Genomic DNA, 25,390 nt, shown 5'->3' with positions numbered 1-25,390 from the left:
CATGTCGACTGTTTCCTGGATCACCGCCCGGGGGCTGTTGGGGCGGCGTCGCTTCCTGCTGCTGTTCCCGCTCCCGGTGCTGCTGGTTCTGCTCGCGGTGCTCTCCCGCGTGCTGGGGGTGGACCCCAGCGAGTGGGGGCCGTCAGTGCTGGTCGGCCTCGGGTTGGCCGTGGTGCTGCCGGTAATCGCGTTGATCGTCGGGACCGGCGTGCTCGGTGCGGAGATCGATGACGGCACCGTGGTGCACATCCTCACCAAGCCGTTGCCGCGCTGGCAGATCGTGCTGCCGAAGCTGGCGGTGGCGGCCGGGGTCACCGCGGTCACCGTCGCCGTGCCGCTCTATGTGGCCGGTGTGCTCGCCAGCTCCGTCCGGGTCGGTCTGGCACTCGCCGCCGCCGCCTCCATCGGCGCGCTGGCCTACTGCGCGCTCTTCCTCGCGCTCAGCCTGGTCACGCGGCGTCCGGTGCTACTCGGGCTGGTTTACGTGCTGATCTGGGAGGGGCTGCTGGGCAACTTCGTCAGCGGTACGAAGGTGCTCTCCATCCAGCAGTACGTGATCGCGCTCGCCGACCGGTTCGCCCCGACCGAGCTGCTCGCCACCGATGTCTCGGTGCCGGTCGCGGCGGTGATGAGCACGCTGATCGCGGTTGGTTTCACCGCCCTGGCAGTCGATCGACTCCGGTCGTTCAGTGTGGCCGGCGAAACCAGCTGAGGCAGGTCAACGGCCTACCAGTGGATCGCGGGTTTACTCCGGACGGTGCGGGGTCAGGGTGAATCGTCCAAAGGCTGGCAGCCGCAGGCGATGTGGTGCTGCGCGCCGATTCGCTCGCCGCTGAGCCAGCCGCGTTGGCCGACCTCGATGCCGAGGGCCAGCCGCCCCGCGACTCCGAGCGTCCGGGTCAGCTGGTCGAGGTGCCGGCGTAGCGTGCGTTCGCTGATGTGGAGCTCCCGCGCGGCGGCGGCGTCATCCTTACCGGAGGCCTTGGACCTCAGGATGGCGATCTGAAGCAACGTTGGGCTGACATCTGTCTTCGACATGGTTCCGGCCCTTCCCCCGTGGCGCGGCCCTTGGTTGCCCAGAGGTAGCCCAAGGGGTCGAACCATCATCGAGGCCCTTACCCTGCCTGTCAACAGGTCTGGCCGGTGACCGGATCCGGTCAAATGGGCGGAGCAGGCCTTGATCGGTCAGCCGGCCCATAGCTAGTCTCCGATACTGCTGGCCAGCGGTTGGCGGCAAGCGCGCACCTCGGTGCGGCGGGGGCTATCGAGGCGGGGGCGCATCAGTGTGGGCTTTGATCCATTCGCAGCTCAAGCGGCGCCCTGGCCGGGCGTTGGCCCTGTTGGCCGGAATCGCGGTGGCCGTCTCCAGCTTCACTGTCCTTACCGCGGCCTCGGAGGCATCGCGGCTGGAGGTCGTCGGTACGGTAGGGGCGAATTCTCGGTCGGCCTATGACGTCCTGGTGCGCCCTCCGCAGTCCCGCCTCGAGCTGGAAGGTGCCAAGGGTCTGGTACGGCCCAACTTCCTCTCTGATCACTTCGGCGGCATCACGCTCGACCAGGTGACGCAGATTCGGTCCGTGTCGGGAGTCGATATCGCGGCGCCGATCGCGATGGTGGGCTTCGGCAGCCGAGGTGGTGGGGCTCCGGTGGAGCTCGGTAGCTCCGTGCCAAGTGATCGCCGGTCGTTGTTTCGCATCAGGTCGACCCGGCTTGTCGACGGCGGGCTGACCCGGATCGAGTTGCCGAATCGCTACTCCTACTTCACTCCGAACGAGATCCAGATTGACCTGGAGAAGACCCCCCACGACCCGTACCAGGAGATCGCGAACGGTCAGCAGGTGCCGGTGTGTCGTGAGGTTGCCGACGCCCCGCCTGAGCCCACCGGAGATTCGGATCCGGTCCTGGATTGCTACTCCCTGAGCCGGTCTTGGAGTGGTGCCGTCACCGACCCGGGAACGGCAACCATTCCCTGGCCCGCTCCCTACCTCATCGCGGCGGTGGACCCGGCGGCTGAGGCGGAACTGATCGGGTTGGACGGGAGCGTGGTCTCCGGGAGCTACCTTCCCCAGACCTGGGCTGAGGAGTCGGTCGACCCAACCCTTCGCGTGGTGCCGGTCCTGCACAGTGCCGAGCCGACGACCGACGCCACACTTGAGGTGGTCGTCGAGGCCCTGCCCGCCGAGGCCGCCGAGCGAAGCGTGGGAAGCGTCGGCAGCGATTTCGCCCGCTCGCTGGAGACGGTGGCCGGCGAACAGGTCTGGTCCGGCAGCGTGACGGCTGAGGACGCCTACCAGCGGGTGAGTCAACAGTTCAGCGGGGATCAGGGGCATCGCTCACTGGACACCTACTGGCGGCCCGGCCCGGTTGACCAGGAGCCGGTTGGTGACACCCTCGTCCCGCAGCCCACCACGGTTCCACCAGCTCAGTGGGGAGAAGAACGCCCCGTCGTGCAGATTGCCCCCGAGACAGCGGACACCCCGTTCCGGGAGCTGTCGATCCACGGAAATTCGCCGGACACCCAATCGTGCCCCGATGAGCCCGACCCTGACTGCGATCCCACCTATCGGGTGCAGCTGCAGTCGGTCGGGGCCTTCGACCGGGCGGCGCTGAACGAGTTCTCCGAGCTCGCCGCCGAGTCGGTCGCCGCGTTCACCCCAGCCCGACTGAGCTGCGCCGACCAGCGCTCCTGCGACCTGCTCAACGGCGCTGACCTGCGTCCGAACGCGTCACCCGTCGGCTACCTGCAACAGCCGCCGACGCTGCTCACCACGCTCGACGCGCTGCCCGCCTTCAACAACGGCTACTACCGCAAGGACGCCTCGGCCAGCGCGCCGATCTCCGCGGTGCGAGTGCGGGTCGATGGGGTGGCGGGTTTCGACGACGCGTCCCGGGAACGGGTCCGGCTGGTCGCCGAGGAGATCAACGAGCGGACCGGGCTCGAGGTGGACATCATGCTGGGGGCGTCGCGGTCGCCGCAGGCCATCAGCCTGCCCGAAGGCGAGCTGGGCCGTCCGGCACTCAGCCTGACCGAACTGTGGACCAAGAAGGGCGTCGCCGCCGTCATCACCGAGGCCGTCGACCGCAAGAGTCTCCTGTTGTTCGTGCTGGTGCTGGTCGTCTGCGCCCTCTTCATCGGCAACGCCTCGGCAGCCGCGGTGCGGACCCGTCGCACCGAGCTTGGAATCCTGGCCTGTGTGGGCTGGTCTCGGCGGGCCCGGTTCGCCCTGGTGCTCGGCGAGTTGATGCTGTTGGCGGTGATCGCGGGCCTCGTCGGTGCCGGGGTCGCCTGGACGACGGCTGGTGCCCTGGGGCTGACGTTGAGCTGGCAGCGCTGCCTGTTGGCGATCCCCGCAGCAATTGTGATCTCCGCCGGTGCGGGCCTGATCCCGGCCTGGTCCGCCTCCCGGGTGGTGCCCATGGCCGCCGTCCGGCCCGCGGTCGCGACGGGGCGCCGTACCTCCCTCCGGTTCCGAGTCGTCGGTCTGGGGCTGGCCAACCTGCGGCGTCGCAGCTCCCGGAGTCTGCTCGGCGGGGCGGCACTGGCGCTGGGCACCAGCGCCCTGACGCTGCTCGTGGCGATCACCACCCAGTTCGAGGGGAGGCTGGTCGGCAGCCTGCTCGGAGACGTGGTCTCCGTCCAGGTGCGCGAGGCCGACTACGCGGCGGTCATCGCGATGTTGGTCCTGGCGGTGATCTGCGTGGCGGACGTGCTCTATCTCAACGTACGCGAGCGGGCGGCGGAGTTCGCGACGCTACGCGCCACCGGGTGGACAGAGGCGAGTATCGCCGCCCTCATCACGGTGGAGGGGGTCGCCATCGGCCTGCTCGGATCTCTGGTCGGAGCCGGTATGGGCGTGGCGGCAGCGCTGGGGCTCAGCGGGTCCGCTGACTCGCTGAACGCGCTGCTGGTCCTGGGGGGAGTGACCGCGGTGGCCGGAGCGGCGGTCGCCGCCCTCGCCCTCGTCGCGCCGATTATCGCCCAGCGCCGGCAGAACACCGTTCGCCTGCTCGCCGAGGATGATTGAGGGATGACGACAGTGTCAGCTGAAACCGAGGCCAGCCCCGGGACGTCGGACGACGACGTGATGGTGCGCGTGACCGACCTGACCAAGGTGTACGAAACCGGTGCCGCGCATCCGATCAGTGCGTGCGATCGGATCAGCCTGGCCGTCGAGCGTGGGAAGCTCGTTGCGGTGACGGGGCCGTCCGGCTCGGGCAAGTCCACCCTCCTGCACCTCATCGGGGCGCTGGACAGCGCCGACAGCGGCACGATCATGGTGGACGGTCGTGAGGTGACGTCGCTGCGGGGTCGGGAGCTGGCTGTCTACCGACGCACCATCGGCTTCGTATTCCAACGTTTCCACCTGCTGCCGACCCTCACCGCCCTGGACAACGTCATGGCACCGGTGCTCCCGCTGAAGGTCGCCTTCGACAAGAAGGAACGTGCCCGCGAACTCCTGGCTGAGGTCGGGCTCGCCGGGCGCGAGGATGCGCTGCCGTCGAAGCTTTCCGGGGGGCAGCAGCAGCGCGTGGCGATCGCCCGTGCGCTGATTCAGCGACCGAGCCTACTGCTGGCGGACGAGCCGACCGGAAACCTCGACTCGCAGACCGGGGCCCAGATCATCGATCTGCTGTTCAACCTCCGCACCACGGCGAAGACCACAATCATGATCGCGACGCACGACGAGGGGCTGGCGGACCGCTCGGACCAGATCGTTCAAGTCCGGGACGGCAAGGTGGTCAGCGCCGTCGGGCCCGGTGTCGCCTGACTGACCTACTTCTCTCGCTCAGCTCAGGGAGTCCAGCCACTGGCGGTGCAGTGCGGCGTACCGCCCGTCGCTGTGGACCAACTGCCCCGGTGGACCGTCCTCGACGATCCGCCCCGACTCCAGCACCACCACCCGGTCGGCGATCTCGACGGTGGAGAGTCGGTGCGCGATCACCAGCGCCGTACGGTCCCGCAGAATGGTGGCCAGGGCCCGCTGGACCGCGCGTTCGGTCGGGACGTCAAGGGACGAGGTCGCCTCGTCGAGGATCAGCACCGCCGGGTCGGCCAGGAACACCCGAGCGAACGCGACGAGCTGCCGCTGACCGGCCGAGAGCCGGCTGCCGCGGCGGTGAACCTGGGTGGCGTACCCGTCGGGCAGCGCGGTGATGAACTCGTCGGCGCCGATCGCCTTCGCCGCCGCCGCCACCGCGGCGTCGTCCGCGGTCGGCCGGCCGAAGCGGATGTTCTCCGCGACCGTACCGCCGAAGAGGTGGGTTTCCTGCGTGACCAGGACGAGCGCCTGCCGTAGGTCGGCGTCGGCGAGGTCCCGCAGGTTCACGCCACCCACCGAGACGCTGCCCGTGTCCGGGTCGTGGAAACGGGCGAGCAGCTTGGCGATGGTCGACTTGCCGGCGCCGGTCGGCCCGATCAGCGCGACGGTCTGTCCGGCCGGGACGTCCAGATCCAGCCCGCGCAGGATCGGGGACTGCGGGTAGTACCCGAAGGAGACCGAGTGGAAGGTCACCGCGCCGCGCCCGGCCTCGGCGGCCGGCAGCGGCACCGGGCGGGCCGGCTCCGGCACCTCCGGCCGCTCGTCCAGCACCCCGGCGAGCTTCTCCAGCGCCGCGGTGGCCGACTGCAGCGAGTTGTAGAACTGGCTCAGCTCCTGCATCGGCTCAAAGAACCGACGCAGGTAGAGCAGGAAGGCGGCGAGCACCCCGACCTCGGCCTGACCGTTGAGAACGCGCCACCCGCCGTAGCAAAGCACCGCCGCGATGGTGACGTTGCCGATCAGCTTGACCCCGGGCGAGTAGGTCGCGATCAGCTGAAACGCGTGCAGGCTGGCCCGCCGGTAGTCGTCGTTGACCCGGGTGAAGATCCGTTGGTTGCGCGGCTCGCGGCGGAACGCCTGCACCGCCCGGATCCCCCGCAGCGACTCGACGGTGTGCACGATAAGCAGGGCAACGGTGTCCCGGGTCCACCGATACGCCACGGCCGAGGTGCGGGCGAACCAGCGGGACAGCCAGAACAGGAACGGGAACGCCAGCAGCGTCACGGCGGCCAGCGGAAGGTCCAGCCAGAGCAGGATCGCGGCCACCGACAGGATCGACAGGGCGGCGAGGACCAGGCTGTCGATGCCACCGCCGACCAACTCGCCGATGGAGTCCAGGTCGCTGGTGAGTCGAGAGACCACCCGCCCGGAGGTGTACCGCTCGTGAAAGGTCACCGACAGGCGCAGGAAGTGCCCGTACACCCGCCGTCGGAGGTCGAGGAGCACAGCCTGACCGATCTGGGCGGAGCGGACGAGGAAGCCGCGGCGGGCGGTGTACTCGGCGACCGTGGCGACGACGAACGCGGCCGCGATATACGTCAACGGCCCGGTGTCACCGGCCCGCAGCGGCGGAATGGCCCGGTCGATGCCGAGCATCACCAGATACGGTCCGGCCATGCCCGCCATGTTCTGGATGAGCAGCAGCGCGACGGCGACGGCGAGCTGACGGCGGTGCGGGTGGAGCAGGTTGCGCAGCAGCGCCCGGCTGCGGCCGCGCAGCCGGGCCACCGCCGCCGGGTCCGTGTCCTCGGCCCGGCTGCGGTCGGCGTCCGGGTCGACCGCGATGCCGCGCCAGTTCTCCTGGGCCGGACGCGCTCGCGGCCCGGGGACGGCCGACGGCGGGTCAGCGCCCGGATCGTCGCCGTCGGTCACGAGCGCACCAGACCGTTGGGGGCCGGATCGCCCGCCGGTGGCCCTGGCTCGGCCGAGAGCAGGGCACGGTACGCGGGCACGGTGGCGAGCAGGTCGGCGTGCCGGCCCAGCGCGGTGATCCGGCCGGCTTCCAGCAGGGCGACCCGGTCGGCGAGCGCGATCGTGGCCGGTCGGTGCACCACGACCAGCGTGGTCGTGTCGGGTAGGGCCCGGCGCAGCGCCGTCTCGACCAGCGCCTCGGTGTGCACGTCAAGGGCGGAGAGGGGGTCGTCGAGCAGGAGCAGGGCGGGGCGGCTGAGTACCGTCCGGGCGAGCGCGAGTCGTTGCCGCTGCCCACCGGAGAGGGACAGGCCCTGCTCGCCGACCCGGGTCGCCAACCCCCACGGCAGGTCGTAGGCGAAGGTGGCCTGCGCCAGCGCGAGCGCGGCGCGGACCTCCTCGTCACCGGCGTCGGGCCGGCCCAGGGTCACGTTCTCCCACACCGACATGGAGAAGAGCGTCGGCTCCTCAAAGGCCACCCCGACCAGCCGGCGTAGCGTCGCCAACCGCAGGTGCCGAACGTCGTACCCGTCGATGGTGATGTGGCCGCCGGTCACATCGTGCAGCCGGGGCACCAGCGACAGCAGGGTGCTCTTGCCAGAGCCGGTCGCGCCGACCAGCGCCACCGTCTCGCCCGGCTCGAGGGTGAGGTCAACGTCGCGCAGCACGGGTTCGTGGGCACCCGGGTACCGGAACGAGACACCCGAGAACCGCAACCGACCGAGGATCTGGGCGCGGGGTGGGGTGGCGGCGTCGGGAGCGTCCAGGATCGCGGGCGGGGTGTCCAACACCTCCTGGATTCGGTCGGCAGCGGTCGCGGCCTCCTGCCCGCCCGCGATGATCCACCCCAGGCCCTGTACCGGCCAGATCAGCAGGAGCTGGAGGCTGACGAAGGCCACCAGCTCGCCGATGGTGAGCGTGCCGGCCGCGGCGGCGCCCGCGCCGGCGACGAGGACGACGCCCAGGGTCAGGTTTGGTACCAGGTCAAGCCGGGCGGAGGTGTCGGCGAGCAGCCGTCCCTTGCCGACCGCGGTGTCGTGTAGCGCGCGGGAGCTGACGGCGAATCGGGCGGCCAGCTCCGGCCCGCGCCCGTACGCCTTCGCCGTGCGTAGCCCCTGCGCGGTCTCCTCGACCAGCGTGGCCAGGTCGCCCTGCTGGTCCTGCATCCGCCGGGAGGCGGCGTGGTAGGCGCGGGCGAACCGTCGCGCCAGGAGGAACAGCGGGATGGCGCTGACCGCCACGGCCAGGCCCAGCACGGGGTGCAGCCGGATCAGCAGCGCCACCACCACGGTGTACGTGACCAGGTTCAGGGCGAGGAAGAGCAGGCCGAAGGAGAGGAACCGACGGATCGCCGAAAGGTCGGTGGTGATCCGGGAGAGGAGCTGACCGGACTGCCACCGGTCGTGGAAGCTGGCCGGCAACCGTTGCAGGTGGGCGTAGATGTCGGCCCGGATGGTCGTCTCGATCCCCAGCGAGGAGGAGGACTGCACCCAGCGGCGAATGAAGATAAGCACTGCTTCGGCGAGCCCGAAGAGCAGCGCCAGGCCGGCGAGGCGGAACAGCCCGGCGGGATCACGCTCGGCGACCGGGCCGTCCACCACCCGCTGGGCCACCAGCGGTACGGCGATCCCCGCCGCCATGGCGGCCAGACCGGCGAGAAAGAGCCAGGCGAATTCTGGCGCGTATGGGCGCAGGTAGTGCCGAAGCCGCCAGAGACTGTCGAGCGGATGTCGGCCCGTGGTGGGGGCCGGATCGCCGTCAACCTCCGCGGACACTACCCGACGTTACGTCTTTTAGGACCGTCACCGGTGTCAGCTTGTTGTCAACTGGCGCTCATGATTCAGCAGCCACTGCTTCACCTCCAGCCCCCAGCGGTAGCCACCGAGCGTTCCGTCGGTGCGCAGCACCCGGTGACAGGGGACGAAGAGTGCGGCGGCGTTCCGGGCGCAGGCCGCCGCGGCGGCCCGGACCGCTGCCGGGCGACCGGCCAGCCCGGCGAGCTCCGTGTAGGTGACCGGACCGCCCGGCTTCAGGTCCCGCAGCACGTCCCAGGCGTGGGCCAGGAACGCGCCGCCGGTGTCCTGCTCGACCGGAACCCCGTCCACCGCGGTCAGCTCCCCATCCAGGTACGCCGTGACGGCGGCGGTGACCGGGCCGAGGTCACGTCGTTGGCGCAACGGGGCGCGCAGGCGTGGGTGGACCAAGGCGAGCAGGGCGGGCAGGTCGGTGGTGAAGCCGGCGGCTCGGACCGCCCCGTCCGGTCCGGCGAGGATGCCGAGCGGGCCGGCCGGGGTGTCGGCGACGGTGGCGTCAATCGTGTTCATGCTGCTCTCCAGAGTCGGCTCATCGCGTACGAGCGCCAGGGGCGCCAGCGGTCGGCGTACGAGTGCAAGGTGTCCGGGCTGGTGGCGAGGCCGAGGGCGGCGGCGCCCCGGCGAACCGCCACATCGGTGGGGAGCAGGACATCCGGGTCGCCGAGCGCGCGGAGCGCCACATAGTCCGCGGTCCACACGCCGATCCCGGGGAGGGCCAGCAGCCGTTGCCGGGTCTCCTGCCGGTCCCCACCCGGCTCCAGGTCGACCTCCCCGGCGGCCACCGCCGCCGCGAGCCGACGCAGGGTCTCCCGGCGGGCGGCCGGCATCCGGAAAGCCGAATCCGGCGCGGCAAGTACCTCGTCGGCGGCGGGGAACCCGGGCAACCCCCCGCCTCCCGCCTCCGGCACCGGGGTGGGGAGCTGGCTCAGGAGCCGGGTGAGCGTGGTGCGGGCAGCGGCCACCGAGACCTGCTGGCCGATCACCGCGCGGACCGCCACCTCGAAACCGTCGACCGTGCGGGGCACCCGGACCCCGGGTTCCGCCGCGACCATCGGGGCCAGGGCGGGATCGGTGGCCAGGGCGGCGTCCACCGCGGCGGGGTCGGCATCAAGGTCGAGCAGCCGGCGGCACCGGGCTACCGCCGGCGCCAGGTCCCGCAGGTCGGTCAGACGCAGCGTCGCCGCCACGTGCCGCTCCGTCGGGGTCAGCGCCGCCGTGCCGGTGCCGTGGGGCAGCCGCAGGCCCCGGTGGTAGGTGCCGGCGCGTACCTCGTCCACCCCCGGTAGCGTCCGCGGGGCGAGGAAGTCCAGCAGCGCCCCGACGTGCAGTGGGGGGCGGTAGGCCAGCCGAACCGTGAACGTGCCGGGTCCCGCGGGTGTCATTCGACGACGCCGGGTGGCCCGCAGCTCGGACGGCGGGACCGCGTACACCTCGCGGAGGGTGTCGTTGAACTGCCGTACGCTGCCGAACCCGGCGGCGAACGCGATCTCCGCCAGCCCGAGGTCGGTGGATTCGATCAGGGTCCGCGCGGTCTGCGCCCGTTGCGCTCGGGCCAGCGCGAGCGGGCCGGCGCCCAGCTCGGTGCGGAGCAGCCGGTGCAGGTGCCGCTCGGTGTAGCCGAGCCGCGCCGCCAGGCCGGGCACCCCGTCGCGGTCGACCACGCCGTCGGCGATCAGCCGCATCGCCCGACTCACCAGATCTGCCCGGAGATCCCACTGGGGTGAACCGGGGGTCGCATCCGGCCGGCATCGACGGCAGGCCCGCAGCCCGGCCCCCTGCGCCGCGGCAGCAGATGGGAAAAACCGTACATTTCTTCGCTTCGGGGTGGTCGCCGGACAGGATGGCCGACAGTAGATGCCGGTGGAGAGCACGCCGGTGTAAAACCAGCCGTCAAACCGCTGGTCACGGCTGTCAACGGCTCGATAGCACCGCTCAAAGTCCAGGTCCACGCACCGATGATGCCTCCGTCCGGAGCCGGTCGGCTGGCGGGAAACGGACGTCGGCGTACCGCGGGGGTGCCCGGGGCAGGAACGGTCGGTCCTGGTCGGTACCGTCTCGCACACCAGATCACGGGAGAAGGGTGCGGCGATGGCGAGCGGGGCGGGCGGGCAGGCGCCGACACGGGACGGGCACCCGCCGCTGGATCCGGCGGTCACGCAGGGCTTCTTCACCCGGATGCGGGCGGTCGCCCCGGCGGCGGTCGGAGCGCTGGACCGGGACCGGGCCGGGAACCCGGAGCGGGCGTTCGAGGAGACCGCCAGCGGACGGCTTGTCCGCTCACTGGACGACGACCGGCTCCGTGCCCTCGGGATGTGGGTGCACCACTGGTGCGTGCGCTTTTACGACGATGACACCCGGGCGGCGCTGCGGCTGCTCGGCGAGATCGCTGCCCGGCCGGGGCTGGGGTGGACCGCCGACGAGGTTCGCTGGATGCTCCGCGAGTCGCACGCGGTCGGGCCAGCGGCCGACGCACGCTTCACCCTGCCGCTCGCCGCCGCCGCCGAACTGCCCCCGGAAGCGCCGCGGATCCAGCCAGTCATTCCCCGCCAGGCCCGCCCCCGGGACTGACTGAGGCCGCGCTCGGGCAGGATGGGCGACGCACCGACGGAAAGGACGACCGTGGCCGCCACCGAACCCACCATCCTCGCCACCAGCATGGGCATCTTCGCGCCGGGACGCGCCGGCCAGCCCCGGCAGCTCAACCCGGTCTTCGACCTGGCCGCCGACCTGGCCCGCGCGGCGGAGCCACGGATCTGCTTCCTCGACCAGGCCCAGGGGGACCAGCCGGCCACACTGACCCGGGTTTACGAGGGGTTCGCCGGCAGCCGGTTCCGAATGTCCCACCTAGCCCTGTTCCCGATGCCGAACGTTGAGGACGTGCGGGCCCACCTGCGGGCGCAGGACGTGATCTGGGTTGGCGGCGGCAGCGTGGCCAACCTGCTGGCGGTGTGGCGGGTGCACGGCCTCGGCGAGATCCTGCGGGAGTGCTGGGAGGCCGGGGTCGTGCTCGGCGGGGTGTCCGCCGGCTCGATCTGCTGGCACTCCGGCGGCGCCACCGACAGCTTCGGGACCACCCTGCGGGGCTTCACCGACGGGCTGGGCTGGCTGCCGTACGGCAACGGGGTGCACTACGACAGTGAAGACCAGCGGCGCCCGTTGATGCACCGGCTGGTCGGCAACGGCACCCTGCCCACCAGCCAGTGCACCGACGACGGCGTCGGTCTGCTCTACCGGGGCGAGCGGCTGGTCGAGGCGGTCGCGGACCGGCCGGGTGTCTCGGCGTACGAGGTCAGTCGTGCTCCGGACGGCAGTATCCGGGAGGCACCCATCGGCCCTCGCCTGCTGGACTGAGCCGGCGACAGGAATCATCTGCCGGGTGCCGGGTGCCGGGTGCCGGGTGCCGGGTGCCGGGTGCCGGGTGCTGGGTGGTGGCGGCGTAAGCTGGCTCGTCGTGAGTCTCACCATCGGCATCGTCGGCCTGCCCAACGTCGGCAAGAGCACCCTCTTCAACGCGCTGACCAAGAATGACGTACTCGCGGCGAACTACCCCTTCGCCACCATCGAGCCCAACGTCGGTGTGGTCGGCCTGCCGGACGAGCGGCTGAGCAAGCTCGCCGAGATCTTCGACTCGCAGAAGGTGATCCCCGCGCCGGTGTCGTTCGTCGACATCGCCGGGCTGGTCCGGGGCGCCTCGAAGGGCCAGGGGCGGGGCAACGCGTTCCTCGCCAACATCCGGGACGCCGCCGCGATCTGCCAGGTCGTCCGCGCCTTCTCCGACCCGAACGTCGTGCACGTCGACGGCAAGATCGCCCCGGCGGACGACATCGAGACGATCAACACGGAGCTGATCCTCGCCGACCTGCAGACGCTGGAGCGGGCGATTCCCCGGCTGGAGAAGGAGGCCAAGCTCCGCAAGGACCGGGCCGCTGCGGTGACCGCCGCCAAGGCCGCCGTGGAGGTGCTCGACAACGGCACCACCCTGTACGCGGGCGCGGCTGCCGCCGGTGTCGCGCTGGAACACCTGCGCGAGCTGCACCTGCTGACCACCAAGCCTTTCCTGTACGTCTTCAACGTCGACGAGGCCGAACTGGCCAACGCCGAGTTCCTCGACGAGCTGCGGGCCCTGGTCGCCCCCGCCGAGGCCGTCTTCATGGACGCGAAGATCGAATCGGAGCTGGTGGACCTGCCCGAGGAGGAGGCCCGCGAGCTACTGGAGTCGATCGGGCAGGCCGAGCCCGGGCTGGACCAGCTCGTCCGGGTCGGCTTCCGCACGCTGGGGCTCCAGACGTACCTGACCGCCGGCCCCAAGGAGGCGCGGGCCTGGACCGTGCCGGTCGGGGCGAGCGCACCGGAGGCCGCCGGGGTCATCCACACCGACTTCCAGCGCGGCTTCATCAAGGCGGAGGTCGTCTCCTACGACGACCTACTCGAGGCCGGGTCGATGAGCGCCGCGAAGGCGGTGGGCAAGGTCCGCATCGAGGGCAAGGACTACATCATGCAGGACGGCGACGTGGTGGAGTTCCGCTTCAACGTCTGAAGCCGGCCTGTTCCCGCAGCTCAGGCGGTTGGAGCCGGCGCTCCGGGACGGGGCCGGGGCACATGCACGGGGCCGCGGCCAGCCGGCGTGCAGTCCAGTACGCAGGAGTTCCCGTCAGCGTCCGAACCTCTGTCCGGGTCCGTCAGTGCTTCCAGAGGTCCGCCTCACGGAAGTACCTGGCGGTGAATTTCACTCACACCGAAGCGGCCTCGCCGGTCTGAGGCAGCGGTCTCGAAGGAGCGGCTGCGCCTTTTGCGGGTACCGATGACCAGATCGGTGTCACCGACGTATTTCCCTTGCGAAATGGTTGACTGCCTTACGCAGCGTCTCCTTGTCCTGTCGCAACTCACCAACCTCACGTCGTAGTCGGGCGATCTCGGCATCCTTGTCCACCACCGATAATGCCTCGCCGGTCGCTGTTATGGTCTGGGGTTGGCCTCGTCCTAGCGGCGACGCCCCCTTTTCTGGGCCAACTCCGGTCTCAAGTTTTCTACGCAAGCGGGAGAGGACCGTAGGGCTGCTCCGGTCTCTCCGCGGCATCATCTCATTGAGTTGTATCGCTGTCACGACTCCCATCACGGGAATACTGATGGTTGTCCAGCCAACCTCAACCACCCAAAACGCAATTGTGGCCCCATTTAAGATTAAAGTCGCGAGGATATGAAGCGCGATGCGTATCTCCAGCAGGGTCACACGGCTAGTATCGCTGGTAGCTCCACCCCCTCTCGCTGAGGTCTCCGGCCCGCCGTTACGTACAGCGGCTGCGGTCGGCGTCTGACCCTGTGGCTGGGCCGCCCTGTCGCTCGGCGGTCCGCTTCACCGCAACAACTCGGAAGCGCAAAGTGCTCTGAGGTGGAGGCTGTCGAGTTGCCCCAGCATTTTCTGTCAGATCGACCAGTCATCCCCGAAGATGCCCGTTGAGCAGGTGCCGGGGGTGCTGGGTGGGGACCTGCGGTGTTGTCGAAGGCCACCAGGACCGGATGGAAGCCGTAGGCGTGCTTGTAGGTGGGTGCGGCGCCTTCGCTGTCGCTGTGGGCGATCACGATCGGGGAGCCTTCATCCAGGACCACCGCACCAGCACCGATCTCCCGCCCGGCACGAAAGAAGCCTGGGACCTTCAGCCATCCCAGGCTGCCTCGTCCGGCGGAAGCGGAAGCGGACCGCCGGCAGCCGCTGATCGACAGCTTGACCGGCATATTAGCTATGGCTGAAGAACGGCCTCTAGACACTCGTCTAATCCGTCAAACGAGCCGTGCTGTCGCTCCGCCGACTCGACCCACGTGGCTTCCGGAGAGGCCGCATGATAAGTTCCCCTAATCAGCGAGTGGGGCGTGACGGAGTCGTTCGGCGCGGCCACAACACAGGCTTTACCGGCGGTTTGGGCCTCGATTCCCGTGTGCAGCGGTATCCGTTCGCAAGCTGCGAATCGCGAGGCGAGCAGATCAGCAACATCACCGATCTTCTTGTTGCTACCATCTGGCGACCGAGTTGTCGAACACACTTCTTGCCATTCTGCGAGCCGGCCCATCGAGAATGAGTCCCGACTAGATCGCTGCCAATATTCGTCGGCAAGAGTGCCGATCTCGGAAATGCCCTTCCCTTGAACAATAGCCTGAGAGTTTTCCTTGGCGTATCCGTCGTCGGAGTATCCCAGCTCAACCAATGCGGACAGTTGGTCAAAATATGTTACCGGCAGCGAGCGGGAATTGACCGTCACGGGAGACATCGCCTTAATGGCATCGAAGTTTCGTTCCAAAACCGTAGCTTGTTCAGAGATGAGGACATTAGCCTCAACTCCTACAGGAAACGGCCGAACAAGAACACTCCAGTCCAGGGTGAATTCATTTCTCGACGCTCCTTGGAGCAGGTATGCAAGCCTCATCGAGCCCCAGGAGTGGCCGACGAATCCCTTGAGATCGAGGCGTTCCAGCTGGCTGATTGCCGTCACAAACCGGGAGTAGTGTTCGGGGTCGAATCCCCAGCCTCGATGCGCAACTGGCTGGTCGGGTTGCTGGCCCGGCGGCCATGCTAACTGGCATTTCTCCGCTACGTCTGGGGCGTCACCACCGAATGAAACAACTTGGTCGCGTAGGTGATCGAAGTGCGCGACGAGTGCATCCTCGCAACCCGCAGGAGGTGCCTGTGTAACCCATGGCTCCTCGATGAAGAGCAGATTGTATCGGGAGCTGAGTTCGCTGAAGTTTGCCGCGAAAGATTTAAGTCCCATAGCTCCGGACAGCACGGATATCCCGGGGCCGCCGAGATCTACGAGGACGGTTTTGGCCGTCTCCTCGCGACTTCGAAGTAGCGAATATCGCCAGGTCTCATTGCCGACAAAGATCGCGGAGCAACCTTCACGAGCTGGCCAAATGTCGCAATATTCATCCGAAGATGTCCACGAAGGCGAGTTCCCCCCAACTCGCTCAGGTTCCGATTCAAGTATGGGGCGTGCAGTGACGGTCAATCCGAACATCGTTACGAGAAGCGCGGCGATCACGGCGCGGCGGGCGCTGCGGCCGCGGCGCGACCCGCGCCATCCCCACCCTCGATTATTCAAAGGATCATTCACTATCCGCTGTCCTTCTGTACCCAGGTTTCGTGTCCACGGCTAACCCGGCCGTCGTAGGAAACGGTTGCCCAGTCGTTGAGCGGAGGCAGTTTTGCCTCACCGCCTACCCAGGGGCGCTCCATCTCGATAGTGGGAACACAGTCGCCCCGGCGGCTGCAGCCCGGCGGGAGCGTCGATCTTGGCTAGCACCGTACCAAAGTGCTGACGGGTCAGGATATTTCCGTCTCATCTGGATTCGGTGTGCCAGTCGTGCCTCTCGTCCGTCAGTTGCTGGTTGAGCAGGACTTTCTGACTGGTTGCGGCGTTGCGAGGTGGGTCGGCCCGGAACGGGGCGATGGAGACGATGTAAGGACCACTTCTAATCCTCGAGTTGCCACCCGGATTAGGCTTTCCAGCCGCAGTGACCTGCTGTTACGACATGGCATGGCGGCCTTGCACTCCATTCGCGCCAGCTGACGGGTATGGCATCGATTGCATGTGAGCGGAGTGGGGGTCGCCGCACTACCCGAGCTCGACTAGGTTTTCGTGGTGCCGAGACAGCTCCGAGGTCGAACGAGCTCGGGTCACTGTAGACCGATCCTTACATCGGGACCGTCTCGGGTGCCGCATACAGTTCGCATCGTCGCGCAGCTATTGACTTCGGTACACTTCGTACTCCAGCGGAGTATCCCGGCGATACTGACGATGCTAGCCTCCCCAAATGACTCGTTTACCCGCTATTGCGCCGCGCATCGCGGCGGTCGCGGCCGCCGCGGCCCTCGGGGTGTCGGCCGTGCTTGCCGCACCCGGCAGCGCCCATGCGATCGCCAACGGAATCCCGGTCACCGAAGGTGACTACACCTTCGCCACAAAACTCACGATGACCGAGATTCCGCGGCCCGACGGAACCACGTACGACAGCGCGTGCTCCGCCGCTCTCATCGCCCCCCAATGGATAATCACTGCAGGGCACTGCTTCCACGACGTGTGGGGGAATCCGGTCAGCGGACCAGTTCCCTACGCGACCACCGCGACCGTCGGCCGGGCTAACCTGGACGCCACGACAGGTCACGTCATTGACGTCGTGGAGGTGCAGCAGGCAACTCGTCTTGACGTAGCAGTAGCCAAGCTGGCCACTCCGATTACCGATATCGCTCCACTGTCGGTTGCCACCACGAAACCGGAGACCGGAGCCATCGTGCGTATGACTGGCTGGGGAGCTACCAGTTCCAACAACCCCACACCCGCCACCCATCTGCAGACCGGCCAGTTCATGCTGAACCGCGTCGCCGGTACCTCAGCCATGATGGTCGGCTATGCCCCAGCCGCCAACACGAGCGCCTGCCTGTACGACTCCGGTGCGCCCTACTTCACCGAAAACCCGGACGGCACCCAGACGCTGGTGTCCGTGGAATCCGACGGACCGCCGTGCCCCCACTCCCAGGAGGAGACCACCGCTCGGGTCGACCATATCGCCGACTGGATTCACCAAACCACCGGCCAGAGCGGCAGCAAGAGCGCGTACCCCGTTTCCCAGTGACAAGTGCCCAAGGCTGGCCGCTCACAAGGTGAGTCGGCGAATATCGCTCGCCGGATGTGCGGCACACGTCGCGCACCCGGCGGGTGAAAGTCCAGAAGTGAAGATATTTCTTCCCTGCACCCCGACGAGCAGCGCAACTTTCGATCAGGGCCGGTCACCCCGTCAGCTCTGCTGCGACGTCTGCACGCCCTGCTCGCGGAAGCTGTAGCGGCGTAGTCGTACGGGTCGGCCGCCCGGGCTGGTCCAGTCGGCGGTGGCGGTGTGGGTGTGCCGCCAGCCGGTGCGCTCGTACAGGGCGATGGCGGCGGCTGACCGGGGTTCGTCGACGATCTCCAGCGTGAGGTCGAGTTGGTGCTCGGCGGCCCACTGGCGGGCGTGGTGCAGGAGCCTGGTCGCGGCGTTGAGGCGGCGGGCGACCGGCGCGACGAACAGGCGGCTGACCTCGACCACGGTCGCGGCGACAGGGCCGGTTGAGCGGATAGGGCTGGTCGTGGAGGCAGAGCTGGTCGCAGAGGCAGAACTGGTCGGGGAGGCGGGATCGGTCGCGGCGGCGGGGTGGTGGAGGGCGATGTGGCCGACGACGGTGTTTCCTCGTTCGGCGATCCAGGCGTGGCGGGCGTTGTCAGGGGAGAGCCACTCGTACGGGTCGGCGGGCCAGTTCAGCGGGTAGCGGTCCCACCGGTGCACCTCCGCGAGGACAGAGATGCAGTGGTGCAGGTCGGCCGGGACCCGATCGCGGATGCTGAGGTCGTCCATCTGGTCATCATCGTCGAGCGGCCCCTCGGGGTGAACCCTGACAAAGTTCATGGTCAACTACTGATGTCTGGGGCAGTTCTCCACCGCTAGCGTCCGTCGAGCATGGACACATCAGCACGAGGGGGACGCACCATGAATAGAGCCCACCGATGAGCCGGCGCCGGCTCGCCGCCGCGGCCACCGTCGTCGGACTGGCCGCCGCCGGCCTCACCGCTACCGGCAGCACCGCTGTCGCATACGGCGATGGCTACTCGGCCCTGATCCAGCGCGCGTCGTACGGCGTGCCGCACATCACCGCCCGTGACTTCGCCAGCCTCGGCTTCGGTGCCGGCTACGTGCAAGCCGAGGACAACATCTGCCTGATCGCCGAGCGGATGGTGACGGTTCGCGCCGAACGGTCCCGCTGGTTCGGCGCGGACACCAACAACGTCAGCAGCGACCTCTTCCATCAGAAGGCCATCGACGACCAGGCCGCCGAGAAGTTGCTCGATGGTCCCCACGACGGCGTCCGCGCCCCCTCCACCCAGGTGCGCGATCAGATCCGTGGCTTCGCCGCCGGCTACAACGCGTACCTCCGGGACGGGAAGGCGATCACCGACCCGGCCTGTGCCGGGCAGGAGTGGGTACGCCCGATCAGCGAACTGGACATGTGGCGGGCGCAGTGGGCCGACGTGGTCTTGGTCAGCTCTGGCCGGCTCGCCGGCGGTATCGTCGCCGCTGCGCCCCCCACCGCCAGCGGGAACAGCGTGTCGGCGAGCGCTCCGCAGACGGCAGCGGCCACCGGCTCGGACGGTACGCCGACCGGGTTGGGCAGCAACGCGTACGGCTTGGGGCGGGACGCCACCACCAGCGGCGCCGGCATGCTGCTGGCCAACCCGCACTTTCCCTGGGACGGCGCCGACCGCTTCTACCGGATGCATCTAAAGGTGCCCGGCCGCTACGACGTCGAGGGCGCGGCACTGGTCGGTGGGCCAACCATCCAGATCGGCCACAATGGCCAGGTCGCGTGGAGCCACACCGTCTCCACCGCGAAGAGATACGTCTGGCACCGGCTGGAGCTGGTGCCCGGTGACCCGACCAGCTACCGCTACGACGGCGAGCCCCGGAAGATGACCGCCCGTACGGTCACCGTCCAGACTCCCGACGGGCCGGTCAGCCGGACCCTCTACGACACCCACTTCGGCCCGGTCGTCGTGGTGCCCGGTGCGCTTGACTGGACCACCACCACGGCGTACGCGATCACGGACGCCAACGCCACCAACAACCGCGCACTCGACGGCTGGCTGGCCATGGGGCAGGCCGGGTCGGTGGGCGAGCTGCGGACGGTGTTGGACGAGCGGCAGTTCCTGCCCTGGGTCAACGTCGTCGCCGTTGACCGTCGCGGCCAGGCCTTCTACGCCGACCACTCGGTCGTGCCCCGGGTGACCGACTCCCTGGCCGCCGCCTGCATTCCGGCCCCCTTCCAGGACTTGTACGAGAGCGAGGGCGAGGCGGTCCTCGACGGGTCCCGCTCCTCGTGCGAGTTGGGCCGGGATCCGGACGCCGCGGTGCCTGGCATCCTCGGCCCGGCCAACCTGCCCACCCTGGTCCGCAGTGACTACGTGGCCAACTCCAACGACAGCTACTGGCTGGCCAATCCGGAGCATCCGCTGGAGGGCTACCCGCGCATCGTCGGCGACGAGCAGACCCAGCGCAGCCTGCGGACCCGGCTCGGCGTGCATCAGGTGCAGCAGCGCCGCGCCGGCACCGATGGACTTCCCGGGAGGGGCTTCACCACCAGCAACCTGTGGGATGTGACGCTCGGCAACCGGGCCTACGGCGGTGAACTGGTCCGCGACGACCTGGTCCGGAGCTGCGAGGCGGAGCCGACGGCGACCACCTCCGACGGCACCACCGTCGACCTGACCGCGGCCTGCGCCGCCCTGCGCGGGTGGGATCTGCGGGTCGATCTGGACAGCCGAGGCGCCCACCTGTTCACCGAGTTCGCCCTGGCCAAGGGCCTGCGCTTCGCCGACTCGTTCGACCCGACCGCCCCGCTGACCACGCCGAGCCGGCTCGCCGTCGACGACCCGGAGGTGCGGACCGCGCTCGCGAACGCCGTCCAGAAGCTGGAGGGCATCCCGCTCGACGCCCGGCTCGGTGACATCCAGACCGAGCCGCGGGGTGCCGAACAGATTCCTATCCACGGTGGACATGACGTCGCTGGCGTCTTCAACCTGATCCACAGTGGGTTTGAGCCCGGCGTCGGCTATTCCAAGATTGTCCACGGCACCTCGTTCCTGATGGCCGTCGAGCTGGGTAGGGACGGGCCGTCGGGCCGGCAGATCCTCACCTACTCGCAGTCGACCAACCCGAACTCCCCCTGGTACGCCGATCAGACCCGGCTGTACTCGGAGAAGGGTTGGGACACCATCAAATTCACGCAGCGCCAGCTCCAAGCCGACCCGAACCTGGTCACGTACCGGGTGGGGGAGCGGCGCGACTGACCGCGGTCCGCCGGCCGGTGGGGCCAGCCCCACCGGCCGCCGGCCCCACCGCGCGGCTACCGGCGAAATTCGCTGGTGCCAGGTCACGCCGTGGGATTCGATGCGTCGATGAGCATCATTCTGAGCACTCCGAAGGTCGACGAGCTGTCATCAGCGGCCGACGCGCTCAAGCGGTGGCAGCTCGACGAGGGGGCGCTGCAGTTGCACTCCGGCGATCTCGGCTGGCACTCGCAAAACGGTGCCGAGGCTACCGCCGCTGCGATTCGGATGTGGTCGTGCGACGGGGAGGTTCTCGCGATCGGGCTGCTGGACGGCCGGGGGCTGGTGCGCCTGGCGGTCGCTCCGCACCGGCGCGAGGATGCGGCACTGGCCCGCCGGCTCACCGCCGATCTGGACGACCCGGCAGGTGGTGTCCTGGCCGGCGACGGCGGCGTGACCGTTGAAGCCCGAGGTGCGGAGCTCCTGACCCAGCTGCTGCTGGAGCGGGGTTGGGAACGGGACGAGCCGTGGACAACGTTCCATCGAACCCTCTCGGATCCGGTGGAGGAGCGCGGTCTGCGCGTCGAGACGATCGAGCCCGATCGCGCCGAGTTGTGGGTCGCCGTCCACTGGTCCGCGTTCCGTGGCTCGGTCCGCACTGATGCCGACCGACGCCGTACGGTCGGGCGTTGGCTCACGATGGCCGGTGGCCCGTTCTACGGTGACGCACGCAGCCTCGCCCTATTCGACGAGAACGACGATGCCGTGGCGGTGGCGGCCGTGTGGTCAGCCGGCCCCGGGCGGCCGGGACTGCTGGAACCGATCGGCGTCCACCATGGTCACCGTGGCCGTGGCTACGGCACCGCGGTCACGCTCGCCGCCGCCGCGACCCTTCGCGACCTGGGTGCCTCCAGCGCGGGCGTGTGCGTGCAGAGCTCCAACGCCGGTGCTATGGCCACCTACGCCTCGGCCGGCTTCACTCCGTCCGCCGAGGTGACTGATCTGCGTCGCGGCCCTCGGTGACCCACTCGGCGTGCGGCCCGCGGGGAGCTGTAGGGCACAGCATCGGGGTGAAGGGTGGCATCGATGCGGCCGGTGACGTGTCGAGGGGTACCGATGCACGACGTAGGCGGTACCGTCAATGTGATGGCCGGCTGGGTGAGTTCGCCGGGCCGGTTGAGCTTGGAGTGGCGTTATGGCCTCGTCCGTCGATCCGCGTTTCGGGGTAGCACTGCGTGAGCTCCGGGCGAGAGTCGCCGCCAGTGATGTGAGTGGAGAGGTGCTCGACCGGATCGAGCAGGGCGTTGACGACCTGGCCAGTTCCTATCCGACGTTGGCTCCGGTAGACCTGTTGCCGCTGGTACGGCGGCACCTCGCCGTTGTGCGGCGGCTACTGGATGGACGGGTCACGCTTGCTCAACAACGGCGGTTGTTGGTTGCTGGTGCCTGGTTGGCGGTGCTGCGGGCGACCGTTCACATTGACCTTCGGCAGCGGGTCGCTGCGGCTGCCCACCTGCGAGCTGCGCGGGACCTTGCCGAACATGCCGAGCACGGTGAGATTCAGGCATGGTGCCTGGAAACCCGGGCCTGGGACGTGCTGACTCAAGGTGACTACCGGAGGGCGCTCGATCTTTCCAATCAAGCTCAGCGGGTTGCCCCGAAGGGCAGCTCTGCTCGCATCCAGGCGACCGCTCAGGAGGCGCGCGCGTGGGCACGGATGGGCGAGGTCGGTGCGACCCGTCGAGCGTTGGACCGGGTGGAGCGGTTGACGGCGAATCTGCCCGTTCCGGAGCGGGCCGAGCACCACTATCGTTACGACCCGGCCAAGGCTGCCGCCTATACGGCCACGACGTTGGCGTGGGCGGGGGACCCCGGTGCCGAGCAGGTAGCGCGGGCGGTGCTGGCTGATTTGGACCCGCACGGAACTGGGGGAGCGCGGCCTCGCCGGTCCGCGTCAGCTCGTCTCGATCTTGGCCTTGCCCTGGTCGCCGCCGGTCAGCCCGACGAGGCGGTCGCTCTGGGGGTGCAGGCTGTGGCGTCCGGGCGGGTGGTGCCGTCGAACTGGTGGCGAGCTGCGGAACTGTTGACAAAGGTGGAACAGTCGGGGGCACCGGAGGCCGCGACCTTGCGTGACCTGTGCGTGGAGTACGCCCCGGGACGCCGACTACCAGCGGACAGCAAACCTGGTTAGCGGACACTTAGCTACTAGATCGATGACGTGCCCGGCGGGACGCTGGACCCTGACCACACCGGGCGCGGAACGAGATACATGGGCAGACGTCCCTCCGCGCTTTCAGGATTGAGGGGCGGACCTATGGCCGTGGCAATTGGCTTTCTGCGTCGAATTGTCAGTCGATACCTCGTGTCGGCACCGGCTGGCTCCGGAGTCGGCCAGCGCATCCAGGAAATGGAACAGGAAGCCGCGCGACAGCGCCTGTTGGACCAGGCGCGAGGCGCGCATCAGCAGTCGGCAACAGGCAGCAGGCAGAGCGTTTGATGTCTGTGGAGCGGCGGGTCCCTTATGACGCGTACGTCTTGGTGGTCGCGCTGACCCTGGCGCGTCGGCATCGTTCGGTCTGGTGCTGGCGACGGTGGCGGTGGACCTGCCGATGTGGCGGAGAATTACCGTGCCGTGCGCGACATCAGATTCCGATTAATCGCGGCCACTGGCCAGCGGAGGGGGAGTGGTGAGCGGCGAGTTGGAGTGGGCGACCCGTCGGCAGGCGCGCGCGAGCGTCGCCCGGTTCCTGGATAGCCTCAGCTGTGCCCTGGAGTGAAGAGGATGCTGAGCAAGTTCAGCGACAGCTTCGGCGTCAGGTTGACCTGTCGACCCGACTGACCTCCTTCCCGGAGTCGGTGGTGGGGCTCGATGTGTCCTACGAGAAATCCACAAACCGGGTATGTGCGGCGGCTGTGGTGATCGAGCTGGAGTCGTTGGCGGTGACAGATGTGGCGACCGTGGTCGGGGAGGTCAAGTTTCCGTACGTCCCTGGCCTGCTGGCGTTTCGGGAGGTGCCGATTCTGTTGGAGGCGCTCCAGGGGTTGGCGGATGAGCCGGAGGTGTTGGTCTGTGACGGCTACGGCATCGCGCATCCGAGGCGCTTCGGCCTGGCCTGTCATCTCGGTGTGTTGACTGGGCTGCCAACGTTCGGGGTCGCCAAGACCTCCTTCACCGCCGATTTCGCGTACCCAGACCCTCGCCGTGGCGCCGGGTCGCCGCTGGAGGAGGGTGGTGAGACGCTTGGGCGTGCGCTACGTACGCGGGATGGGGTCAAGCCCGTCTTCGTTTCGGTTGGCCATCGAATTGGTCTTGATCAGGCATGCGACCTAACCCTGAGCTTGTGTCCGCGCTATCGAATTCCTGAGGCGACTCGTCAGGCGGACCTCGTGTCCCGTCGAGCGCTGAGCGGGTTGAGCCGGTCTGGAGGCTGATCGGGCGGCTGGCCTGGTCGAGGACGGATTCTTCACCGCCGGAATCCCAGAAACGCCCCCCGGTGGACTGCCGCGAACTCGACAGGGTCCCGTCAGTCCGGCCCGGAGGGCGCTTTCTCGGTTCCCGCCCCCAACACGGCCCTTCGTGGAGGTGAGCGGTGCGTGGCCGCTACGAGGGAGGCTCAACCCTTCCCGCGGGGACTGCCTCCGTTCCGTCCAGATTGATTGATTTCACGGACCGCCGGTGGGACGTACGTTCCCGCGGCCACGCTCCCCTCCGGGCCGTAGACGCGGAGCATCATGCTGAAGGGCCCATCGGGTACGGGTAGCCAGTTGGCGATACTCACTCCGGGTGGCGGAGTTGGTGTTGCGTAGATGCTGATCGAGCCGTCCTCGTTGGTCTCGAGCCCGGGCGTATAGCCTGCTACGACGTACTTGTCCTCCGGGTTGCGATGCAGGGTGATTGTTTCGGATATGTAGGAGGTAACGGACCAAAACTCGCGGGCCTGGGGGATCTGGTCTCTTTCGAACGTGAGGACATATCCACCGGAGGCGCCGTTCAGTTGTCGATCATTGCTGTCTTTGAAGACGTCGTAGTATGCTGAACTTTCGATGTCATTGCAGTATTGGCAGAATTGGGTAATCGAGGATCGGTCGAGGTAATTGGTTCCCCAGAAGCCGATGTTCCGGAAGTTGATCCAGTTGTTCTGATCGGTGTTGTCAAGATAGTTCGAGATGATGTCGGCCTGCGCGTCCTGGGTCGCTCGCGCGAATTCGTCCTCGAACATCCCGGTAGCAAACAGCCGGTCGAACTCTTCCGCTAGTGCCCTGTTGTCGCCGGTGAGCGGTGGTGTCCGGATATCCATCACTCCCCGCTGGAGTTCTCGCAGGAAGCGAAGTGGGTTATCTTTGATCATCCGGTCCGCATCGAGCTTGAACGAGCGAGCCCAGAAAGACACCGGGACGATCAGGGTCTCTGCCAGTACGCCCCGCTCGTACGCCAGCAGGGGGCCCATGCGGAGGGATCGCCGGAACTCTTCGGCCAGCGCGATCTGGTTCTCCCCGTCGGGTGAGAATCTGTTGACTCGGATGATCATTAGCGGGTTCGTCACCGGAAGCGGGATTTCGGTCAATTCTGGTGGAAGGGTTCCGCTCCAGCCGGGTCCGGTAAGGGCGTAGCGACCGCCAGAGGTTGTCGAGATATCCGTCTTGATGATGTTCCCGTAGACGTCTGTGATGAGTACGCCGTAAGTCGCCATGGTGTCCGGAATTTCCAGGACCGCTGGCTCGTTCCGTACGCCGACGAGCGCAGAGGTGTACAGCGTGTCGTCATTTGGTGCTACGACGGAGCGAAATATTGGGGACATCCGGTCTGGTCCGAAAAGTAGGTTGGGGACCAGGATGAGTTGTTGCTGGTGTGTGAACCATCGAGGGTAGAACTTCGTCACATAACGGCGCGTCACGTCATAAACGTCGGTTGCCTGACTGTCGGCCTCTCCTCCTGGACCCCCGGAAGATGGTGATCTCGCAGTGGTGTACGAGGGAACGGTAAGTAAGATCACCACAG

19 protein-coding genes are annotated in these 25,390 nt (G+C 68.2%); 11 read left to right on the top strand and 8 right to left on the bottom strand.

What is annotated here, in order from left to right; all coding sequences use genetic code 11:
* The first annotated feature begins 1 nt into the window (after position 1).
* Positions 2 to 712 carry an ABC transporter permease gene (locus SALPAC4_RS0104825; RefSeq protein WP_019869383.1) on the top strand — a complete coding sequence of 237 codons (711 nt, stop codon included), beginning with the start codon at positions 2 to 4 and terminating at the stop codon, positions 710 to 712.
* 53 nt (positions 713 to 765) lie between these two features.
* Here the strand turns inward: SALPAC4_RS0104825 and SALPAC4_RS0104820 are convergent, their stop codons facing one another.
* Positions 766 to 1,038: a LuxR C-terminal-related transcriptional regulator gene (locus tag SALPAC4_RS0104820; protein ID WP_027644402.1), complete on the bottom strand. Its 273-nt coding sequence runs from the start codon at positions 1,036 to 1,038 to the stop codon at positions 766 to 768.
* A gap of 293 nt (positions 1,039 to 1,331) precedes the next feature.
* On the opposite strand from SALPAC4_RS0104820, the gene SALPAC4_RS0104815 reads away from it, so the two are divergent.
* The gene (locus tag SALPAC4_RS0104815) at positions 1,332 to 4,025 is read left to right on the top strand and encodes an ABC transporter permease (protein WP_019869381.1); all 2,694 of its coding nucleotides are present in this window, start codon (positions 1,332 to 1,334) and stop codon (positions 4,023 to 4,025) included.
* A 3-nt stretch (positions 4,026 to 4,028) separates the two neighbouring features.
* Entirely contained in the window at positions 4,029 to 4,769 is a 741-nt protein-coding gene (locus tag SALPAC4_RS0104810) for an ABC transporter ATP-binding protein (protein WP_033664555.1), read from the top strand.
* 18 nt (positions 4,770 to 4,787) lie between these two features.
* Here the strand turns inward: SALPAC4_RS0104810 and SALPAC4_RS0104805 are convergent, their stop codons facing one another.
* Genes SALPAC4_RS0104805 through SALPAC4_RS0104790 form a run of 4 tightly spaced genes read right to left on the bottom strand, consistent with a single transcriptional unit; the run spans position 4,788 to position 10,494 of the window.
* Entirely contained in the window at positions 4,788 to 6,692 is a 1,905-nt protein-coding gene (locus SALPAC4_RS0104805; protein WP_019869379.1) for an ABC transporter ATP-binding protein, read from the bottom strand.
* Positions 6,689 to 8,506 carry an ABC transporter ATP-binding protein gene (locus SALPAC4_RS0104800; protein WP_019869378.1) on the bottom strand — a complete coding sequence of 606 codons (1,818 nt, stop codon included), beginning with the start codon at positions 8,504 to 8,506 and terminating at the stop codon, positions 6,689 to 6,691. Before SALPAC4_RS0104800 ends, SALPAC4_RS0104805 begins: the two co-directional genes overlap by 4 nt.
* A gap of 36 nt (positions 8,507 to 8,542) precedes the next feature.
* Positions 8,543 to 9,055, bottom strand: coding sequence for a methylated-DNA--[protein]-cysteine S-methyltransferase (locus tag SALPAC4_RS0104795; RefSeq protein ID WP_019869377.1), 513 nt, complete (start codon positions 9,053 to 9,055; stop codon positions 8,543 to 8,545).
* Positions 9,052 to 10,494 carry an AlkA N-terminal domain-containing protein gene (locus SALPAC4_RS0104790; RefSeq protein ID WP_027644403.1) on the bottom strand — a complete coding sequence of 481 codons (1,443 nt, stop codon included), beginning with the start codon at positions 10,492 to 10,494 and terminating at the stop codon, positions 9,052 to 9,054. The genes SALPAC4_RS0104795 and SALPAC4_RS0104790 overlap by 4 nt, the downstream gene beginning before the upstream one ends.
* Positions 10,495 to 10,633: 139 nt before the next feature.
* Here SALPAC4_RS0104790 and SALPAC4_RS0104785 point away from each other — a divergent pair, with 139 nt between their 5' ends.
* From SALPAC4_RS0104785 to ychF, 3 genes are all read left to right on the top strand, one after another.
* Positions 10,634 to 11,113 (top strand): hypothetical protein, encoded by a 480-nt coding sequence (locus tag SALPAC4_RS0104785; RefSeq protein WP_019869375.1) that lies wholly within the window; start codon positions 10,634 to 10,636, stop codon positions 11,111 to 11,113.
* A 21-nt stretch (positions 11,114 to 11,134) separates the two neighbouring features.
* Entirely contained in the window at positions 11,135 to 11,896 is a 762-nt protein-coding gene (locus tag SALPAC4_RS0104780; protein WP_188116843.1) for a Type 1 glutamine amidotransferase-like domain-containing protein, read from the top strand.
* 100 nt (positions 11,897 to 11,996) lie between these two features.
* Entirely contained in the window at positions 11,997 to 13,082 is a 1,086-nt protein-coding gene (gene ychF / locus SALPAC4_RS0104775) for a redox-regulated ATPase YchF (protein ID WP_027644404.1), read from the top strand.
* A 1,201-nt stretch (positions 13,083 to 14,283) separates the two neighbouring features.
* Here the strand turns inward: ychF and SALPAC4_RS27695 are convergent.
* The gene (locus SALPAC4_RS27695; RefSeq protein ID WP_162562127.1) at positions 14,284 to 15,651 is read right to left on the bottom strand and encodes a hypothetical protein; all 1,368 of its coding nucleotides are present in this window, start codon (positions 15,649 to 15,651) and stop codon (positions 14,284 to 14,286) included.
* 700 nt (positions 15,652 to 16,351) lie between these two features.
* Here SALPAC4_RS27695 and SALPAC4_RS0104765 point away from each other — a divergent pair.
* Positions 16,352 to 17,170 (top strand): S1 family peptidase, encoded by an 819-nt coding sequence (locus tag SALPAC4_RS0104765; protein WP_019869372.1) that lies wholly within the window; start codon positions 16,352 to 16,354, stop codon positions 17,168 to 17,170.
* A 162-nt stretch (positions 17,171 to 17,332) separates the two neighbouring features.
* On the opposite strand, the gene SALPAC4_RS0104760 is transcribed toward SALPAC4_RS0104765, so the two are convergent.
* Entirely contained in the window at positions 17,333 to 17,977 is a 645-nt protein-coding gene (locus tag SALPAC4_RS0104760; protein WP_019869371.1) for a GNAT family N-acetyltransferase, read from the bottom strand.
* Between the two features lie 98 nt (positions 17,978 to 18,075).
* Here SALPAC4_RS0104760 and SALPAC4_RS0104755 point away from each other — a divergent pair, with 98 nt between their 5' ends.
* The 4 genes from SALPAC4_RS0104755 (at position 18,076) to SALPAC4_RS0104730 (ending at position 23,823) form a co-directional block, all read left to right on the top strand.
* Entirely contained in the window at positions 18,076 to 20,412 is a 2,337-nt protein-coding gene (locus SALPAC4_RS0104755; RefSeq protein ID WP_019869370.1) for an acylase, read from the top strand.
* Positions 20,413 to 20,520: 108 nt separating this feature from the next.
* Positions 20,521 to 21,414: a GNAT family N-acetyltransferase gene (locus SALPAC4_RS0104750; protein WP_019869369.1), complete on the top strand. Its 894-nt coding sequence runs from the start codon at positions 20,521 to 20,523 to the stop codon at positions 21,412 to 21,414.
* A gap of 172 nt (positions 21,415 to 21,586) precedes the next feature.
* Complete coding sequence (locus tag SALPAC4_RS0104745) at positions 21,587 to 22,582, top strand: hypothetical protein (protein ID WP_019869368.1); 996 nt, start codon at positions 21,587 to 21,589, stop codon at positions 22,580 to 22,582.
* Positions 22,583 to 23,154: 572 nt separating this feature from the next.
* Positions 23,155 to 23,823, top strand: a complete 669-nt coding sequence (locus tag SALPAC4_RS0104730; protein WP_020113457.1) for an endonuclease V — start codon at positions 23,155 to 23,157, stop codon at positions 23,821 to 23,823.
* 182 nt (positions 23,824 to 24,005) lie between these two features.
* On the opposite strand, the gene SALPAC4_RS0104725 is transcribed toward SALPAC4_RS0104730, so the two are convergent.
* Positions 24,006 to 25,271, bottom strand: coding sequence for a DUF1214 domain-containing protein (locus SALPAC4_RS0104725; protein ID WP_019869365.1), 1,266 nt, complete (start codon positions 25,269 to 25,271; stop codon positions 24,006 to 24,008).
* Between the last annotated feature and the right edge of the window lie 119 nt (positions 25,272 to 25,390).

This window comes from Salinispora oceanensis (assembly GCF_000383575.1).
GTDB classification, from domain to species: Bacteria; Actinomycetota; Actinomycetes; order Mycobacteriales; family Micromonosporaceae; genus Micromonospora; species Micromonospora oceanensis.
The sequence above is the reverse complement of the archived record's forward strand: the minus strand, read 5'-3'. Positions and strand labels throughout refer to the sequence as shown.

Coding starts and splice junctions, on each gene's coding strand:
- SALPAC4_RS0104755 (WP_019869370.1), top strand. CDS start 18,076: ATGAGCCGGCGCCGGCTCGCCGCCGCGGCCACCGTCGTCGGACTGGCC.
- SALPAC4_RS0104750 (WP_019869369.1), top strand. CDS start 20,521: ATGAGCATCATTCTGAGCACTCCGAAGGTCGACGAGCTGTCATCAGCG.
- SALPAC4_RS0104810 (WP_033664555.1), top strand. CDS start 4,029: ATGACGACAGTGTCAGCTGAAACCGAGGCCAGCCCCGGGACGTCGGAC.
- SALPAC4_RS0104820 (WP_027644402.1), bottom strand. CDS start 1,038: ATGTCGAAGACAGATGTCAGCCCAACGTTGCTTCAGATCGCCATCCTG.
- SALPAC4_RS0104760 (WP_019869371.1), bottom strand. CDS start 17,977: ATGAACTTTGTCAGGGTTCACCCCGAGGGGCCGCTCGACGATGATGAC.
- SALPAC4_RS0104825 (WP_019869383.1), top strand. CDS start 2: ATGTCGACTGTTTCCTGGATCACCGCCCGGGGGCTGTTGGGGCGGCGT.
- SALPAC4_RS0104795 (WP_019869377.1), bottom strand. CDS start 9,055: ATGAACACGATTGACGCCACCGTCGCCGACACCCCGGCCGGCCCGCTC.
- SALPAC4_RS0104785 (WP_019869375.1), top strand. CDS start 10,634: ATGGCGAGCGGGGCGGGCGGGCAGGCGCCGACACGGGACGGGCACCCG.
- SALPAC4_RS0104780 (WP_188116843.1), top strand. CDS start 11,135: ATGGGCGACGCACCGACGGAAAGGACGACCGTGGCCGCCACCGAACCC.
- SALPAC4_RS0104765 (WP_019869372.1), top strand. CDS start 16,352: ATGACTCGTTTACCCGCTATTGCGCCGCGCATCGCGGCGGTCGCGGCC.
- SALPAC4_RS0104745 (WP_019869368.1), top strand. CDS start 21,587: ATGGCCTCGTCCGTCGATCCGCGTTTCGGGGTAGCACTGCGTGAGCTC.